The sequence below is a fragment of the Ruegeria sp. Ofav3-42 genome (assembly GCF_022347725.1).
Classification (GTDB): Bacteria; Pseudomonadota; Alphaproteobacteria; order Rhodobacterales; family Rhodobacteraceae; genus Ruegeria.
Window position 1 is genome coordinate 174,537 of the sequence record NZ_JAKRGB010000006.1, and the last position, 15,614, is coordinate 190,150.

General features: G+C 59.7%; 18 protein-coding genes. 5 read left to right on the top strand and 13 right to left on the bottom strand.

The annotated features are described in order from the left end of the window. Positions 1 to 11: 11 nt before the first annotated feature. Positions 12 to 1,004, top strand: a complete 993-nt coding sequence (locus MHN28_RS11205) for a hypothetical protein (RefSeq protein WP_239339062.1) — start codon at positions 12 to 14, stop codon at positions 1,002 to 1,004. On the opposite strand, the gene glp is transcribed toward MHN28_RS11205, so the two are convergent. The 5 genes from glp to MHN28_RS11230 form a co-directional block, all read right to left on the bottom strand. After that, positions 1,005 to 2,270, bottom strand: a complete 1,266-nt coding sequence (glp, locus tag MHN28_RS11210; RefSeq protein ID WP_239339064.1) for a gephyrin-like molybdotransferase Glp — start codon at positions 2,268 to 2,270, stop codon at positions 1,005 to 1,007. Then, positions 2,267 to 2,758: a molybdopterin-guanine dinucleotide biosynthesis protein B gene (gene mobB / locus MHN28_RS11215; RefSeq protein ID WP_239339066.1), complete on the bottom strand. Its 492-nt coding sequence runs from the start codon at positions 2,756 to 2,758 to the stop codon at positions 2,267 to 2,269. The genes glp and mobB overlap by 4 nt, the downstream gene beginning before the upstream one ends. Next, positions 2,755 to 3,399: a molybdenum cofactor guanylyltransferase MobA gene (gene mobA / locus MHN28_RS11220; protein WP_239339069.1), complete on the bottom strand. Its 645-nt coding sequence runs from the start codon at positions 3,397 to 3,399 to the stop codon at positions 2,755 to 2,757. Before mobA ends, mobB begins: the two co-directional genes overlap by 4 nt. A 59-nt stretch (positions 3,400 to 3,458) precedes the next feature. Beyond that, on the bottom strand, positions 3,459 to 4,412 hold the full coding sequence (locus MHN28_RS11225) for an AEC family transporter (RefSeq protein ID WP_239339071.1): 954 nt from the start codon (positions 4,410 to 4,412) through the stop codon (positions 3,459 to 3,461). A 111-nt stretch (positions 4,413 to 4,523) separates the two neighbouring features. Continuing rightward, positions 4,524 to 5,465, bottom strand: coding sequence for a formate dehydrogenase accessory sulfurtransferase FdhD (locus MHN28_RS11230; protein ID WP_239339073.1), 942 nt, complete (start codon positions 5,463 to 5,465; stop codon positions 4,524 to 4,526). Between MHN28_RS11230 and MHN28_RS11235 the strand changes: the two genes are divergently transcribed. Together MHN28_RS11235 and MHN28_RS11240 are read left to right on the top strand one after the other, a co-directional pair. Next, a complete protein-coding gene (locus MHN28_RS11235; RefSeq protein WP_239339075.1) occupies positions 5,464 to 6,180 on the top strand; it encodes an AzlC family ABC transporter permease in 717 nt (238 codons plus the stop codon). The two genes, MHN28_RS11230 and MHN28_RS11235, sit on opposite strands and share 2 nt — an antisense overlap. Continuing rightward, a complete protein-coding gene (locus tag MHN28_RS11240) occupies positions 6,177 to 6,509 on the top strand; it encodes an AzlD domain-containing protein (RefSeq protein WP_239339077.1) in 333 nt (110 codons plus the stop codon). Before MHN28_RS11235 ends, MHN28_RS11240 begins: the two co-directional genes overlap by 4 nt. Here the strand turns inward: MHN28_RS11240 and MHN28_RS11245 are convergent. The 7 genes from MHN28_RS11245 to MHN28_RS11275 all read right to left on the bottom strand — a co-directional run bounded on the left by MHN28_RS11245 (position 6,498) and on the right by MHN28_RS11275 (position 13,008). After that, positions 6,498 to 7,130, bottom strand: a complete 633-nt coding sequence (locus MHN28_RS11245; RefSeq protein ID WP_239339079.1) for a hypothetical protein — start codon at positions 7,128 to 7,130, stop codon at positions 6,498 to 6,500. The two genes, MHN28_RS11240 and MHN28_RS11245, sit on opposite strands and share 12 nt — an antisense overlap. Before the next feature lie 18 nt (positions 7,131 to 7,148). Continuing rightward, positions 7,149 to 7,283: an aa3-type cytochrome c oxidase subunit IV gene (locus tag MHN28_RS11250; protein ID WP_239339081.1), complete on the bottom strand. Its 135-nt coding sequence runs from the start codon at positions 7,281 to 7,283 to the stop codon at positions 7,149 to 7,151. Positions 7,284 to 7,351: 68 nt separating this feature from the next. Continuing rightward, positions 7,352 to 7,912, bottom strand: a complete 561-nt coding sequence (locus tag MHN28_RS11255) for a hypothetical protein (RefSeq protein ID WP_239339083.1) — start codon at positions 7,910 to 7,912, stop codon at positions 7,352 to 7,354. Further along, a complete protein-coding gene (locus tag MHN28_RS24995) occupies positions 7,899 to 9,737 on the bottom strand; it encodes a glycerophosphodiester phosphodiesterase (protein ID WP_239339085.1) in 1,839 nt (612 codons plus the stop codon). Before MHN28_RS24995 ends, MHN28_RS11255 begins: the two co-directional genes overlap by 14 nt. A gap of 64 nt (positions 9,738 to 9,801) precedes the next feature. Next, positions 9,802 to 10,254, bottom strand: a complete 453-nt coding sequence (locus MHN28_RS11265; RefSeq protein WP_239339087.1) for a DUF6173 family protein — start codon at positions 10,252 to 10,254, stop codon at positions 9,802 to 9,804. Positions 10,255 to 10,258: 4 nt separating this feature from the next. Then, positions 10,259 to 11,305, bottom strand: a complete 1,047-nt coding sequence (locus MHN28_RS11270; protein WP_239339089.1) for an MBL fold metallo-hydrolase — start codon at positions 11,303 to 11,305, stop codon at positions 10,259 to 10,261. Further along, the gene (locus MHN28_RS11275; RefSeq protein WP_239339091.1) at positions 11,305 to 13,008 is read right to left on the bottom strand and encodes an acyl-CoA dehydrogenase; all 1,704 of its coding nucleotides are present in this window, start codon (positions 13,006 to 13,008) and stop codon (positions 11,305 to 11,307) included. The genes MHN28_RS11270 and MHN28_RS11275 overlap by 1 nt, the downstream gene beginning before the upstream one ends. 156 nt (positions 13,009 to 13,164) lie before the next feature. Here MHN28_RS11275 and MHN28_RS11280 point away from each other — a divergent pair, with 156 nt between their 5' ends. Then, positions 13,165 to 14,097: an L-threonylcarbamoyladenylate synthase gene (locus MHN28_RS11280; RefSeq protein WP_239339093.1), complete on the top strand. Its 933-nt coding sequence runs from the start codon at positions 13,165 to 13,167 to the stop codon at positions 14,095 to 14,097. Here the strand turns inward: MHN28_RS11280 and MHN28_RS11285 are convergent, their stop codons facing one another. Continuing rightward, the gene (locus tag MHN28_RS11285; protein ID WP_239339095.1) at positions 14,098 to 14,652 is read right to left on the bottom strand and encodes a YqgE/AlgH family protein; all 555 of its coding nucleotides are present in this window, start codon (positions 14,650 to 14,652) and stop codon (positions 14,098 to 14,100) included. Between the two features lie 157 nt (positions 14,653 to 14,809). Between MHN28_RS11285 and MHN28_RS11290 the strand changes: the two genes are divergently transcribed. Further along, a complete protein-coding gene (locus MHN28_RS11290) occupies positions 14,810 to 15,610 on the top strand; it encodes a protein-disulfide reductase DsbD domain-containing protein (RefSeq protein ID WP_370645694.1) in 801 nt (266 codons plus the stop codon). The last annotated feature ends 4 nt before the right edge of the window (positions 15,611 to 15,614 follow it).

The following is a 15,614-nucleotide window of genomic DNA, read 5'->3' on the forward strand; positions in this document are numbered from 1 at the left end:
GAGCGTTGACCATGTCAGAGCCCAAGCCAGAACAGGACCCCGAACGGCCAACCCCGCTGGGCATCTACGACAAGCCCTCGCAGCCTTCGGTGACCGCGATCGAGATCGTCGCCATCGCACTCAGTGTGGTGTGGCTGATCGTGTCAGTCGTGTTTCTGGTACTGCCGGACAACGTCGATGGCGGAGGATTCGTCGTGACCCTGCTGGCCGTATTCATGCCAGTGGCAATGATCTGGGTCGCCGCCACTGCCATGCGCGCCAGCCGCGTCATGCGCGAAGAAAGCGCCCGCCTGCAGACTGCGATAGATGCGATCCGTCAGGCTTATGTCATCCAGCAACAGCGCTCGGCCAGTTTTCAGGAACCAGGCGTCAGCAAAAAACTGGACGAAATCGCCGAAGCCGCCAAAAAGACCGAAAGCGCACTGGCGACGTTTTCTTCCAAACGCACCGAGCCTGTACGCGATGACGCTCCTATTGAGGCTGGCGACCAGACTTCTCTGGAATTGGGCACCCCGGCTGAAGACATCGCTCCGCCCCTGACGACCGACATCTTCATCCGCGCGCTGAATTTCCCGGAAACGCAGGATGATGCCGAAGGATTCGACGCATTGCGGCTCGCGCTTCAGGACCGCAAGGTCGCGCAACTGGTGCAGGCCTCTCAGGATGTTCTGACCCTGCTGAGCCAGGAAGGCATCTATATGGACGATCTGCGCCCGGACATGGCCCGGCCGGAAATCTGGCGGCAGTTCGCGCAAGGTGCGCGGGGTCGCGCGGTTGCAGCGCTCGGTGGGATCAGAGATCGGTCCTCACTGGCACTGACGGCAGCGCGAATGAAGCAGGACCCGATTTTTCGGGACGCCGCGCATCACTTCCTGCGCCGCTTCGATCACATGATCGTCGAGTTCGAACCGGATGCCAGCGATGCTGACCTGACGGCCTTGGGTGACACAAGAACCGCACGGGCTTTCATGCTGTTGGGGCGTGTCGCGGGGACCTTCGACTAATTAAAGCCCAAAGCTGCCGTACGGAATGAACCGCACCGGATCACCCGGCTGTATGTGACGCGCGCCATCCTCAATCTCGACCAGCCCCTCGGCCCAGCTGAGGCCGCTGATCCGGCCTGACCCTTCCGAAGCAAAAACCTCGACCCGCCCATCGCGGACACGAGCACGCAGGTATTCACGCCGACCCGGTTTTTTGCGCTTTTCGAAATTGGCCGGCAGGTCGAAGCCCATCGGCTCGGACCACCCTTCCCCGGCCATCAGGCCCAATGCCGGACGGGCAAAGATTAACGTGCAAACCTTCGCGGCTACCGGGTTTCCCGGCAGGCCGAAAACGGGCGTACCATCCCACATTCCAAGGGCCAGAGGTCGACCGGGTTTCAACGCAATCCGCCATTCGTGCATCGCGCCCGCTTCGCGCAGCAGGGCCGAGACGTGATCTTCATCCCCCGCAGATGCCCCGCCGCTGGTCAGGATCACATCTGCCAGTTCCGCCGCTCTGTTCAATCTGTGACGCAGATCTTCCCGGTCGTCTGAGACCCGCCCCATATCCACGGGCTGGAACCCCATCCGTTCCACCAAAGACAACAGCATAGGGCGATTGGCGTCGAAGATCTGGCCGGGCGCGGCGGGGTCACCGGGCTCGACCAGCTCATCGCCGGTCGAAACCACCGCGACCCGCAGCGTCTTACGCAGAGAGATCTCCGAAATCCCCGTCGCCGAAAGCAACGCCAGATCGGCTGGGGTCAGTCTGCGCCCGGCGGGCAGAACCATATCGCCCCTCGCGACATCCTCGCCTGCCTTTCGGGTATTGGCGCCTTGCTTCAATGGGCCGTGAAAGGCGATGTGACCGTCCTGTACCGTCACATCCTCTTCCAGTATCACAGTATCCACCCCAGAAGGCAGCGCCGCGCCGGTCAGTACCCGCAGAGCCATTCCTTGCTGCACTGCGCCATCAAAGGGGATCCCTGCCGCCGCACGCCCCTCCTGCAAGGGCATTACCTGCGGACCACTCGGAGCAGCCCCGGCAAAGCCATAGCCGTCAACTGCGGTGTTCGGCTGCGGAGGGTTCGACCGTTTCGCAATAACATCTTCCGCCAGAATCCGCCCTGTGGCCTGCGCCAGAGGCGCGGTTTCAACGGGTGCCACCACCGTCAGCCGACCCCGCAACAAGGCCAGGGCGTCATCCACCGGTGTCCAGTTCACCCCTGCGGGCAAGGCAAAGCAATCATTGCGCAGGGGCGGAGGAGTGATTTCCGGTTTGCTCATAATCCGACCTCTTTCAGGATGAAATCCGCGACTGCCGAAGTATCGTTCAGGTCAAACACAGGGATATCCAACTCTAGCGGCGTATCGCTGGCGACCGCACGAACGGAGTCGTTTTCGCTGGCGATCAGCGGGTTGTTTGCGACAGCCCGAAATGCTTCGACCTTGGGGTGAGGTCCTCGTTTGAACCCTTCGATCAGCACCAGATCGACCGGAGAAAGACGGGCCAGAAGATCAGTCAGAGACGGTTCAGGGGCACCGCGCAGCTCTTGCATCAGGGCAACGCGCTGGCCCGAGGCCAATAGCACCTCGGACGCACCCGCCGCCCGATGGCGATAGCTGTCGGTGCCGGGCTGATCAACATCGACGGCGTGGTGGGCATGTTTGACGGTTGAAACAGTGTAACCGCGCCCGGTGATTTCAGCCACCAGCCGTTCCATCAGCCCGGTCTTGCCAGCGTTTTTCCAGCCGGTGACGCCGTAAACCTTCATGCCTTCTCCAGAAGTTCTTGTGCCCGCGCAAGATCGTCGGGCGTGTTCACGTTGAAGAACGGATCGAAGGGGTCGGCTGGGAACAACGCCTCACGCCCGTCATGTTTGTCGGTCCACAACACGACCTTGCGCAGCCCGTCGTTCAAGGCATCCCGCAAATCATCTCGCAGCGCGACGGGCCACAGGCCAAAGGTCGGGTGCCGGTTCACACGTTTGCCGCCACCCGATTTAAGCGCCTCATCACCGGTACGAGGTGTGGTTGCCAGAACCAGTGGATAGGTTTGCCCTTCGGCAGCGTCAGTCAGCCGCGCCACCAGATCACGCGGAAAGAACGGCGTGTCGGCGGCGGCTGTGACGATACTGTCAGCGCCCTGCTCCGCAGCCCAATCCAGTCCGGCCAGAACTCCGGCCAGTGGCCCTGCAAACCCTTCTATTGTGTCGGGCAGGACAGGCAGGTTCAGGTCTGCGAACCGCTCCGGGTCGCCATTGGCATTCAGGGCCAGCCTGCCTACCTGCTGGCTCAGGCGATCGATCACATGCGACAGCAGGCTTCGCCCGCCGATTTTCAGCAGGCCCTTGTCTCCTCCGCCCATTCGGGTGGCAAGACCACCAGCGAGGATTACACCGAGAGGGGTATTCATTGCTGCACCTTGTTGCTTGCATCCAAGTGATCATTTGATCGTAACTTTGTAGATCGAACTCAATTCAATTGGAACGCGGTTGGATGCAGATGATGCAGGACAAACAGCCACAGGATCAATGTTCCTACCGCCAGAAACGACGTCGCTGAAACTATGTGAGCGGCGAGCTGTGGCTCTTGGTCGTAGTGCTTGGCCAAAAGGAATATACTCTTCGCTGTCGGCGCCGCCGCAGAAACCGTCGCGGCAATGGTCCAAAGCGGATCCAGCCCGATCAGATGCGCTGCAAGCAGCACAAGCCCGGGAACAACGAGAAGTTTCATTACCGTCAGAAAAAGGATCATCGGACCCGTCTGAACGATCGTGCGCACACTTGTCGTGAACCCGATTGCAAACAGCGCAACGGCTGCCAGCGCCTGACTCATCAGTTCCAAATAGTCCGAGACAGCCTCAGAAAACCCGATACCCGTGAAGGAATATGCAACGCCTAACAAGGTCGCTGCGATAATCGGGTTCTTCAGGACATTCAGAACAATCTTGTAGATGGGCGTCTTGGCGCTTGCCTTATGCCCCGCTGAGGTTTCGAGAACGGTGGTCATGATGAGCAGCAGAATGGCGACAACAAGGTTCGCCAATACCGCCGGCAGCGCGCCCTTTGACCCGAAAATCGCGTGGAGGATAGGCAGCGCGACCAATGCGGTATTCGAGGCAACACCAGCGAATGCCATCACGGTGGCCGATCCGACCTGAAAACTTGTCAGTGCTTTCAGGCCGATGAACAAGACAACGAAGAGTGCCAGTATCGTACCGCCGTAGGACAAGTAGAACCCGTAGTTCAGAAGGTTTTCAAATTCCTCCTGACCAATCAGGTAAAACATGATGGCTGGGATCAGGACGTAAACCGCGAATTGCACCAGCGCATCCGACGTGTCCTCGCTCAGAAGATTCGTCCACGAAAACACATACCCTGTCAGGATCACCGCGAAGACCGGTGCTATTAGGCTGATTAACTCCATAGCGTCCTTAGGTTGCTGACACCCAATGTTTCACATCGATATGCCCCACCTTAGGGCATATCTTTCGGAATTCGCAGAGTTTTTTCAGATTGACTGCTCGCCGAACGAAATTCAGGGCAGAGAACTTTTCCGTTTGTGCTTCTTATCTTCGACCGCAACGGTAGACGGGTCCACATCGCGCACCAGACGATCTTCGCCCGACAGACATACGAACCGCTGCCCCCGCATGCGGCCGATCAGGGTCAGGCCGACCTCGCGCGCGATCTCGACACCCCAGGCGGTGAAACCCGACCGAGAAGCCAGAACCGGAATACCCATCATCGCCGTCTTGATCACCATTTCCGACGTCAGACGGCCGGTTGTGTAGAGAATTTTGTCCTCGGCCTTCTCGCCCTCAGACAGCATCCAACCTGCTATTTTGTCGACTGCGTTGTGACGGCCAACATCCTCCATATAGACCAGAGGGCGGTTTTCACGGCACAAGACCGTGCCGTGGATCGCACCCGCCTCAAGATACAACGAAGGGGTGCGGTTGATCTTGGCTGCCAGATCATACAGCCATGAGGTGCGCACCTGAACCTGCGGCAGGCGCACGTCCTCAAGGCCCTCCATCATATCACCGAATACCGTGCCAACCGCGCAGCCGCTGGTGCGGGTCTTTTTCTTCAGCTTGTCCTCATACGAGGTTTCGCGTGCGGTGCGAACGATCACTGTTTCCAGATCGTCATCGTATTCTACCCGTGTGATCTTATCATCGGCCAGCAGCATGCCCTGATTGCGCAGAAACCCCAGCGCCAGGTATTCGGGATAGTCCCCAATGGTCATCGCCGTCACGATTTCCTGCGAATTCAGAAAGATCGTCAGCGGGCGTTCCTCGACCACCGAGATCTGGCTGACCTCGCCATTCTGATCGACACCTTTGACCGCGCGGGTCAGGCGAGCGGCACCGGGATCGGGGGCGATGATGTAGTCTGACAGGTTCAGTTCCGTGGCCAATTGCAACCCTTTCCCAAGACCGCTACTGCTGCGGGGATCACCATAGGATTTAGCCATGGCAGACACCACATCCAAGTCATACTTCTGGAGGGGATTTCGCGACGGGACCCCGTTCATCTTTGTGGCTATTCCTTTCGGCACTCTGTTTGGCGTCTTCGCGACCGAAGCCGGGCTGAACATCGTACAAACCATGGCGTTCACGTCGACTGTTTTTGCAGGTGCTGCCCAGTTCGCCGCCCTGCAACTGCTGCAGGATCAGACGCCGACGACGATCATTCTGGTATCCGCCCTCGCCGTGAACCTGCGGATGGCAATGTATTCGGCTTCGCTGACGCCCTATCTAGGCGCAGCCCCGATGTGGCAACGGGCGTTCGCTGCCTACCTGACCGTCGATCAATCCTATGCCTGTTCGATCGTACAGTTTGAAAAAGAGCCCAAGATGTCCGTGCCTCAGCGCGTGGCTTATTTCGTGGGCTCCGTCACGCCCATCACACCGCTTTGGATACTGGCCACGTATCTGGGCGCGGTGCTGGGGACTCGAATCCCGGAAAGCTGGGCGCTGGATTTTGCACTGCCGATCACGTTTTTGGCCATGATCGGCCCGATGATGCGGACCTTTCCCCATGTCGTGGCCGCACTGGTCGCCATTGTTGTGTCGCTTCTGACCGTCGCCATTCCGTACAATCTGGGCCTGCTGATCGCTGGGTGCGTGGGCATGATGGCCGGTGCACAGGCCGAATTGTTCGCCGAGCGCAGAAAGGCCACAGTATGACCCCGGTCGACCCTGTCACAATCTGGACCATCATCGTCGGGCTTGCCATCGGCAGCTATGGCCTGCGCTTTGTCTTCATCGGCCTGGTCGGAGACCGCCCGATGCCACCATGGCTGCTGCGCCATCTGCGCTATACCGCCGTGGCAATCCTGCCCGCTTTGATTGCGCCGTTGGTTGTATGGCCGACAGCGACCGAAGGCCAACCCGACATTCCCCGCATGGCTGCAGCAGCCGTGGCACTGACCATCGGACTGATCTCGAAAAATGTCCTGGCGGCGATTTTTAGCGGGGCCGCAACCCTGTACGGGTTGCTGTACCTATTGGGTTAGGGCCGTATCCAACTGATTGAGGCGCGCGTTGTTGAAGGCCAAGCCTTTTTGCAGGTCGGCGTCGTCATTTTCACGATACTCGGTTGTAACAACACCCGGCAACTGACCGAACTGTTCTGACAGTTTGTTCGGGAAAAAAGTCACGTCGATCTGTTCAAGCCCCGGAACCTGTTGCAGCAAACTGGCGGTAGAATTCGCACAGAATGAACCTGCAACCGGGCCGGATTGCTTGGCCAGCTGCAACGCAATCTCAGCCTGCTGAGGGCTCACTTCAATCGTCTGAATACGTGCGTAATGCGTTTCGCGCGCGTGCGAGCTGCGATAGGCGCTCTCGACAGCCGGCGTAATACCGTACAGCACGTCGTCCTTGACGGGCACGATATCCGCGCGGAATGACCCCGCAGGGTCAAAGATCACGCGCTCGCTGCCGCTGATCATCAGCGACGTATGCGCACCTGACCCACTACGCGTGTTGACCATCGTGTAGAGCGTCAGGGTCGAGGGCCCCGGATCACGATAGGATCGGGCAGCAATCTCTGCCTTGTCGGCTTGTGGACGCTGCGAGCCTGTGCAGCCAGTGACAGTTGCTGCCAGCAGGCAGGCAATCAGAATCCGGATCACGGTGAACCCCGTTTTGGATTAAGCGGCGAAGACCGCCAGGAACAGGCAAAGGAAGACGATAGCGACCACGCACCATGTGGTGGCCTTGATGAACCCTTCAAAGGTCTTCGTTTGAACGGTGATGTCCATTTCGCCGTGCTTGTATTCAGCCATGAGTCTCAGATTCCCAATTCGCGTATTTTAGATGTTGGATAATGGAAAATCCCAGGCCTGTCACCACGTCATTCGCGCGCAGGGGACAAAGCTTGCAACACCGAACATCCCGGATAGCCGAAACCCCAACGCCAGGGCAGGCCCGAGCAGGGAGCACCCCCGAATCGGACAGCCGCATACATCGCCTCGGCCGTAACGGAATGGGCAGTGCGAATCTGTTCGGCTGTCATGTCATAGCGCTCCGCATACTCCCCGGCATAGTCTTCCCCGTGCTGTTTGACGCAGGCGCGCAACGTCTCATCCGCGGAAAGGCGCGCGTCATAGCTGTCTTCCGCCCGCAACCCTCCGCCGGCGTGGTGATAGGCGCGATCATGGGTCACGCAGCAGTATTCCCACGGCGGGTGCGCCTCGTAGAGCGCCTGAAAGCTGGGAAATGTGTCCGCAACAAAACGCCAACTGGCCGACAACCCGCCCGAACAGCCATCTGTTTCGAACTGGGTCAGTTCAGCATCACCGCGCTGCGCCAACAAGGCCCGATGCGCCGGCAATTCGAAACTGCGCATAAAGTCCTGCGCAACGGCCGGGCCAGCCATCAGCAAGAGGATGGCCGCCAGATTAAGGGCTTTCATCGCGCATAGCCTCAGTATCAACGGACATGCCGAAGGTCGTCGCCATCCACAGCAGCAACCGCTCTGCCGGTCCCATTTCTGCACGCACGCGCAGAACTTCATTTGCCATTGCGGGGCGGTCGGTGATCAATCCATCCACCCCCATCGAGGCCATGGCGGACATTTGGAGCGGATCGTTCACAGTCCAGACATAGATATCCTTGCCCGCCGCGTGAACAGAATTCACCAACCCCGGCGTTGCCATCGCCGCGTTCACGGCGACAAAATCACCCTCGAGCCCAGACAGATCACCCACGGCGGTCGCGGCCAGAACCCCGGCCCGCCAGTCGGGACGAATGGACTTCATCTTTTGTACCGCGGGGTATTTCAGCGACATTGTGGCGATGTCGTCCTGCATTCCCAGCTCTTCAACGATGGCGACCACGCGGTTCTCCAAATCGACGTCGTGACCATAGTACTTGAGTTCAATGATGACTTTTGCCTTGCCTTTGGCGGCCTCCAAAACATCGCGCAGGGTTGGCGTTCGTTCATCCGCATATTCGGGGCCGAACCAACTGCCGATATCAATCTCCGCCACGTCCTCCATAGTCGCGTCCCAGACCTTGAGGTTCACCCCTGCCAGTTTCATGAAATCGCTGTCATGGGCGACGATCACCACATCATCCGCCGTTTCCTGAACATCAATCTCGACCCAATCCGCCCCATCCTCAATCGCCTTGAGAACCGAGGCCATGGTGTTTTCCGGCCGCAGCGCCGCTGCGCCGCGATGGCCGATGACCTCGGCACGGTCGGGGGCCTGCACCCGTTCCAAGAGGTGCTGACCGAACCACAACCCGATCAAGACCGCGACAACCGCAGCGCCAGCGGCCGCGAACAGGGGGATGCGCAGACTGCCCGGTTCGGGATGGGGTGGTTCCGACGTCTCGATCTCAAAGAACCCGTCCAGCAGCACGGCCAGCGCGCCAAGTGCCGTGGCCGCCAAGACCAACCCGGCCAGTGACCAGATCCCGGCAACGCCCAGGCTGTAGATCAGTGCCAGCCGCAGGTTTGCTGCTCCCTGCAGCGGCACCAGCGCGAACAAAAGCCCCGCCACCCAGGCGATTAATGCAGCGATGACAAGGCGCATCCCCAGCCACATGGCCAGCTCTATCTTGAGGCGTCCGCGCTTGCCCTCCATCCGGTTGGCGCTGATGTTAAACGCATGCCCAGGATGGACGCTTTCGAACAAAACCAGATGCAGGGACAGAGCCCAGGCCGACAGTCTGCGGATCAGCACCCAGGCCATGACCAGAACAACCACCCCGATCAGGATAATCGCCACCCAGAACGAGGGTGGATGGAAGGTCAGGTAATAGTTGATGTCGTATTCGGTCAGCGTCCACCAGGCGATGATCGCAGAAACGACCGCGAAAGGCAGGATCAACAGCAATACGCGCAGTACAAAGCGTACAGCGAACCCGAACAGCGCAGGCAGGCGCGACAGGATCAGGCCGATGGCGGAACTGCCTGCCCGCCATGGATCGGATTCGCCCATACGCAATGAGCCCGCCATGACCGAGAACACAAAGACCTCGGCCAGCAGGAACAGGCTGAGGACGGCAATGGCCGCGATGAATCCGGCAGGCGACAGGATGAACGCCGCGATGGCCTGATCCGTCAGTGCGGTTTGATTGGACAGCCTAACCGCCAGATTCACGACGATGGCCACGCCCGGCGCGATCAGGGCGACCAGCAGCAGCCGCACGACGAAATAGATCGGAACAAAAACGCGACGGCGCGCCCATGCCCGTCTGTAGGCAGTTGAAACGGCTGAGAAATGAGTCACGCTGTGCCCCCTCGAATGGTGCGCTCATTCAAGGCTGCGCAGACGTGAATTGCAAGTCGGGTGGTCAGCTTTCTTCGAGATCTTTGGCTAAGCGGAAGCCGATGCGGTTTGCAGGCTTGTCCTCGACCGATTTGGGCAAGGCCCGCAGCATCACGTTCAACTGACTAACGTGCTGCACCAGCTGCGTCCGCGCGCCTGTCGCGTCGGATCCATAAAAGGTGATGATATCAGGGTCGAAATACCCCATCCCTTCGATCCGCATGACGCCGGCGTCGCCGCCGGTAAATCCCATGGCAACCTCCTGATCACCGGTCAGGGTCTTTTCGAAATTCTGGATATAGAGGATCAGACGTTCATAGGCCCACTGGGCCGGGCTCTTGGTCTCAACCGGCTTTTGCAGCGGACCAGGTAAGTCCTTGGCACCAGATGGTGATTCAGGATTCGCATGCACTTCGTAGCAGCGCGGTAAGGCCGCGGCTTCGGCGGCTTCGGCCGATGTTTCGATCTGATCCTGCATGGCTTTACCCTTCGCGCTGAAACTCCCACGCCCCGTCCGCGCGACGCGTCCGGGTGACAGTTCCAATGTGGTAAAGATGGTTCAGATGTGCAACCGCTTCGACCAGGGCCAGCCCATACTCGCCCTCACCGATCTGGCGTTTGAACAGAGGAATAAAGCAGTCAGCAGCGGTTTTGGGCTGATCCAGATAGTCCTGCAAACGATCAAGCGCACCGTGATGGTTGGCGATCAGTTGCTTCATCCGCGTAGGCAATCCGGTAAACGGCAGCTTGTGCCCGCCCAGCGCCAGATGATCGGGTCGCGCCAAACCCTGTAGCCGCTCACAGGCTTCAAGCCATTCCGCGACAGGATCGGCCAGAGGCTCAGTGACATAGACGCCCAGATTCGGACTGATCGAGCTGAGGATCTGATCGCCGGTGATCACAAGGTTGTCGTCACGGCTCCAGAACGTGGCGTGTTCGGGGGCGTGGCCGTTGCCCATATGGACGTCCCAGTCACGCCCGCCCATACGGATCACACTGCCCTGTTTGATACGGGTAAAGCCCAGCGGCATGGGGTAGACCGTGTCGCAATAGTTGAACGGACGCTCGGCCATCCGCTTGGCCAGAACTTCAGGTGCCATGCCTGCGCTGCGGTAATAATCCAGCGTTTCCTGCGGCCAGCTTTCCTGTACATCCAATTGCAGCATCCGGGAAAACAGCCACGAGGTCCGCGACGCGACCAATTCCGCACCGTGTTCGGACTGAAACCAACCTGCATTTCCCACATGATCCGGATGGTGGTGCGTTACCACCACGCGCTTGATCGACTTTCCCGCCAACGGACCCGCCATCAGCGTTTCCCAGATGCGCCGGGTCTTGTTCGACGACATACCCGTGTCGATCACGGTCCAGCCGTCACCATCGTCCAGCGCATAGACATTGACGTGATCCAGCGCCATGGGCAGCGGCAACCGCATCCAAAGCACACCCTCGGCGACCTCAATCGCCTCACCCTCGGCCGGAGGTTCGGGCCACGGGTATCGGATCGCCAGTGGTGTATCGCCGTCCATCAGACTGCAAGCTCCTCTGCGCTGAGCCCATAGACATCGTCAGCCCCGTTCTGCGCCTGCGCGAGCAGACCGGCATATTCGGGCAACAACGCATTGATGTAAAAGCGCGCCAGCCGGAAACGTGGACCGTTCGGTTCTGCCAAAGCCGCTTTGAGGTGGTAATGCGCCCCCAACACCCGAGCAAACGCATGCAGATACGGCACCGCGCCAGCAAAACGGTTGTTCATTTCGGATTGTGCGACCATCCACTCGGTCGTTTCACGCAGGCTTTCCGTGGCTTCCCAGACCGGGCCAGCCAATTCAGGCATGGTCGCCCGCGCCTCTTCGGCGTGATCCTCGATCTCGTCCAACAGACGCGAGGCCGCCTCACCTCCATCCATCATCTTGCGCGCGACAAGGTCCATGGCCTGAATGCCGTTGGTGCCTTCATAAATCGCCGTCACGCGCACGTCGCGGTAATACTGCGCGGCGCCGGATTCCTCAATAAAGCCCATGCCGCCATGCACCTGCACACCGGTCTCGGACACACGCATCCCGGTCTCGGTGCCAAAAGCCTTGCCAATTGGTGTCAGCAGGGCGGCACGAGCCGCCCAGTCGGCGTCGCCGGTTGCGCTGGCCATGTCGATGGCAGCGGCATTGGCCAGCATGATCGAACGCGCGGCGAACGTGTCGGCACGCATGCTCATCAGCATCCGGCGCACATCCGCGTGGTCAATGATAGTGCCCGAAGGCGTTTTGCCCTGCTTGCGCTCCAGCGCGTAAGCCAGCGCGTGTTGATAGGCACCCTCGGCCGCACCCACACCCTGACCGCCAACACCCAGACGCGCGTTGTTCATCATGGTAAACATCGCGGCCATGCCGCCATGTTCCTTGCCCACAAGCCAGCCTTTGGCGCCATCAAACTGCATCACGCAGGTTGGCGAGCCGTGCAGGCCCATCTTGTGTTCGACCGACACGACTTTCAGATCGTTGGCCACGCCGGGATTGCCATTCTCATCTGGTAAAAACTTGGGCACCAAAAACAGCGAAATCCCCTTGGTTCCGGGAACTCCATCAGGCAGGCGCGCGAGAACCAGATGGCAGACATTTTCGGAAAAATCGTTGTCACCCCACGAGATAAAGATCTTCTGCCCCGTGACGGCGTAGGTTCCATCGCCATTGGATTCGGCTTTCGACGTCAGCGCGCCCACATCCGATCCGGCCTGCGGTTCGGTCAGGTTCATGGTGCCCGACCATTCACCCGCCATCATCTTGGGCAAGTACAGCGCCTTGAGCTCGTCGCTGGCGTGATGTTCCAGCGCCTCGATCTGGCCCTGAGTCATCAGCGGTGCCAGTTGCAGCGACAGGCAGGCCGCCGACATCATCTCATTCACGGCGGTGGTCACGGTCATCGGCAGGCCCATACCACCATATTCAGGATCACCGCTCATCCCGATCCACCCGCCTTCGGCAATCGCCTTCCAGCCATCTGCATACCCGGTTGAGGTGCGCAGCACGCCGTTTTCCAATCGTGCGGGCTCAAGATCGCCGGGGCGTTGCAGAGGGGCCATCACCTCTTCGCACATTTTCCCAGCTTCGGTCAGAATGGCGCTGACCACGTCCTCGCTGGCTTCCGAGAACTTCTCGGTTGCGGCGATCTGGTCAAAGCCGATCGCGTGGCGGAACAGGAACTCATAATCAGAAATTGGCGCGCGATATGGCATGTCTTCCCTCGGGGCTGTCTCAGTGGCGTTTACGCCGGCGGGCTTGGAATTTCCAGCGCCCGCGTTTATGCATCTGGGTTCAGTCGATTACGTATCGGTCCATATGCTACACGCAATCAAAACGCGGCGTCACCACCCATGATCCCTAACGGCACAATGAGTTTATCCGCCGATCCGGCCGGAATCGCACAGGCTGCGGACCTGCTGCGTCAGGGGCTTCTGGTCGCCATCCCGACCGAGACGGTTTACGGTCTTGGCGGCGATGCACGAAATGGCGAGGCCGTGGCCAGCATCTACGCCGCCAAAGGGCGACCCAGTTTCAATCCGCTGATCGCACATGTCGCCTCGGTCGAAGCCGCCAAGCGTTTCGTAAACTGGTCCGATCAGGCCGAAGCGCTGGCCGATGCGTTCTGGCCCGGCCCCCTGACATTGGTTCTGCCGCTGCGGCCGGGCCACGGAATTTCGTCTTTGGTGACTGCCGGTTTGGAGACTCTGGCGGTCCGTGTTCCGGCCCACCCGACGGCACGCGCCCTGCTGACCGAGTTCGACGGACCGGTCGCCGCACCGTCGGCCAATCCGTCAGGGCAAATCAGCCCGACAACCGCCGAACATGTGCTGTCCGGCCTGAACGGGCGTATTGCGGCGGTTCTGGATGACGGCCCATGCGGCGTTGGCCTGGAGAGTACAATCGTTGGGCTGTCCGGTGAGCCCGCACTTCTGCGCCCCGGCGGTGTCGCGCTGGAACAGGTCGAAACGGTGTTGAACACCCAACTGCATGTCCACCAAGTCGGCGATGCGCTGAACGCGCCCGGGCAATTGGAATCGCATTACGCTCCGGACGCACCTGTCCGCCTGAACGCAAGCACTGCGCGGGGAGACGAGGTATTGCTGGGATTTGGGCCGGTAGATTGCGATCTGAACCTGTCAGCAACCGGTGACCTTGCCGAGGCGGCTGCAAATCTGTTTGCCGCCCTGCACACATTGAATGCAACAGGTCGACCCATCGCAGTCACACCAATTCCGGATCATGGATTGGGCGCGGCCATCAATGACCGCCTGCGCCGCGCTGCGGCCCCGCGACACACCTGATCAGGCGCGCCCTGAATCGGCCGACAGGATCAATGGGTCTACACCCAGAGTCGCCAGCGCGGCCTCCCATTTCTCATCGTCTGGGACATCGAAAACCAGCTTGGACGATGCCTCGGTCGTCAGCCAGCCGTTCATGGCGATCTCATCCTCAAGCTGCCCCGGACCCCAGCCTGAATAGCCCAACACCAGTGTCGAGTTCAAAGGTCCCCGCCCTGAGGCCATATCTTCGAGGATGTCCAGTGTAGCGGTCATGCTGAACTCGTCGGTGATGTGCATGGAATGCAAGTTTGCCTCATAGTCCGAGCTGTGCAGGACAAAACCCCGCGACATCTCGACCGGGCCGCCGAAATGGACAAGGCGCTCACCTACGACCGGAATCCGGCATGGGATGTTGAGCTGGCCCAAAAGCGTCTTGATCCGCAGGTCCGACGGTTTGTTGATAATCAGCCCCATAGCGCCATCATCGCCATAGCTGCACAGATACACCACCGAATGGTCAAAGCGCGGATCGCCCATGCCGGGCATCGCAATCAACAGTTTACCGGTAAGATCCATAGGCCGACATCTCTTGCTGGGTCTTATTCAACAATGACCCTTGGTCACCGGTAATGGCAAGGGATCAGCGCATTTTTCCGCAGATTTCATCCGGGTGACCGGAACGTGACTTGGAATCCCGGCCCCAACCGCGCATTTATAGGGAATGAGCGTGAAAATGACATTTCCGGCGATTGCCATGGCCCTCGGCGTGGGCTTCGCGGTGCCTGTGACTGCACAGGTGGAGGGATCCGTTGCTGAGTTGCAGATTCTGGACGGAGGGCGAACGGCTCAGGGCACTTACCTTGGTGCCGTGCGGGTAACGTTGCAGGATGGTTGGAAAACCTATTGGCGCGCGCCCGGCGATGCCGGGATTCCACCGGAATTCGATTGGAACCGCTCAGACAACGTTGGTGATGTATCGATTACATGGCCTGCACCGGATGTCTTTGACCAAAATGGATTGCAGTCCATCGGGTATGAAAACGAACTGGTTCTGCCGGTAGAAATCACGCCCAGAAACCCCGCAAAACCGGTCCGGCTAAAGGGGACGATGGATTTGGGTGTTTGCAAGGACGTTTGTATCCCTGAACAACTGGATTTCGATCACACCCTGGACGCGGAGGCTGGACGTAACCCGGCCATCGCCGCAGCACTCGCCCAGCGACCTTTTTCGGCGCAAGAAGCCAGCGTGGCCCACACCAGCTGCCATTTGACGCCAACATCCGACGGAATGCGGATCGAGGCGCGCGTGACAATGCCTTCGGCCGGTGGCCGGGAAGTTGCCGTGATCGAGTCGGGAAATCCCGCACTCTGGGCCTCGCAGACGGATACCAAGCGGCAAGGCAACACCTTGGTCGCGACCTCCGAGGTGATCAATGCCGCCGGCGGACCATTTGCGCTGGATCGCTCAGAGATTCGCATCACAGTGCTGGGTGCAAATCACGCGGTCGATATTCAGGGGTGCAGCGCAGGCTGAACCC

Bases quoted from the DNA above. Each gene is read 5' to 3' on its own strand.
- MHN28_RS11275 (WP_239339091.1), bottom strand. From the start codon at position 13,008: ATGCCATATCGCGCGCCAATTTCTGATTATGAGTTCCTGTTCCGCCAC.
- MHN28_RS11280 (WP_239339093.1), top strand. From the start codon at position 13,165: ATGAGTTTATCCGCCGATCCGGCCGGAATCGCACAGGCTGCGGACCTG.
- MHN28_RS11270 (WP_239339089.1), bottom strand. From the start codon at position 11,305: ATGGACGGCGATACACCACTGGCGATCCGATACCCGTGGCCCGAACCT.
- MHN28_RS11285 (WP_239339095.1), bottom strand. From the start codon at position 14,652: ATGGATCTTACCGGTAAACTGTTGATTGCGATGCCCGGCATGGGCGAT.
- MHN28_RS11235 (WP_239339075.1), top strand. From the start codon at position 5,464: ATGGCAGACACCACATCCAAGTCATACTTCTGGAGGGGATTTCGCGAC.
- MHN28_RS11290 (WP_370645694.1), top strand. From the start codon at position 14,810: ATGACATTTCCGGCGATTGCCATGGCCCTCGGCGTGGGCTTCGCGGTG.
- MHN28_RS11225 (WP_239339071.1), bottom strand. From the start codon at position 4,412: ATGGAGTTAATCAGCCTAATAGCACCGGTCTTCGCGGTGATCCTGACA.
- MHN28_RS11205 (WP_239339062.1), top strand. From the start codon at position 12: ATGTCAGAGCCCAAGCCAGAACAGGACCCCGAACGGCCAACCCCGCTG.
- MHN28_RS11265 (WP_239339087.1), bottom strand. From the start codon at position 10,254: ATGCAGGATCAGATCGAAACATCGGCCGAAGCCGCCGAAGCCGCGGCC.
- MHN28_RS11240 (WP_239339077.1), top strand. From the start codon at position 6,177: ATGACCCCGGTCGACCCTGTCACAATCTGGACCATCATCGTCGGGCTT.
- MHN28_RS11230 (WP_239339073.1), bottom strand. From the start codon at position 5,465: ATGGCTAAATCCTATGGTGATCCCCGCAGCAGTAGCGGTCTTGGGAAA.
- mobB (WP_239339066.1), bottom strand. From the start codon at position 2,758: ATGAAGGTTTACGGCGTCACCGGCTGGAAAAACGCTGGCAAGACCGGG.
- MHN28_RS11250 (WP_239339081.1), bottom strand. From the start codon at position 7,283: ATGGCTGAATACAAGCACGGCGAAATGGACATCACCGTTCAAACGAAG.
- MHN28_RS11255 (WP_239339083.1), bottom strand. From the start codon at position 7,912: ATGAAAGCCCTTAATCTGGCGGCCATCCTCTTGCTGATGGCTGGCCCG.
- glp (WP_239339064.1), bottom strand. From the start codon at position 2,270: ATGAGCAAACCGGAAATCACTCCTCCGCCCCTGCGCAATGATTGCTTT.
- mobA (WP_239339069.1), bottom strand. From the start codon at position 3,399: ATGAATACCCCTCTCGGTGTAATCCTCGCTGGTGGTCTTGCCACCCGA.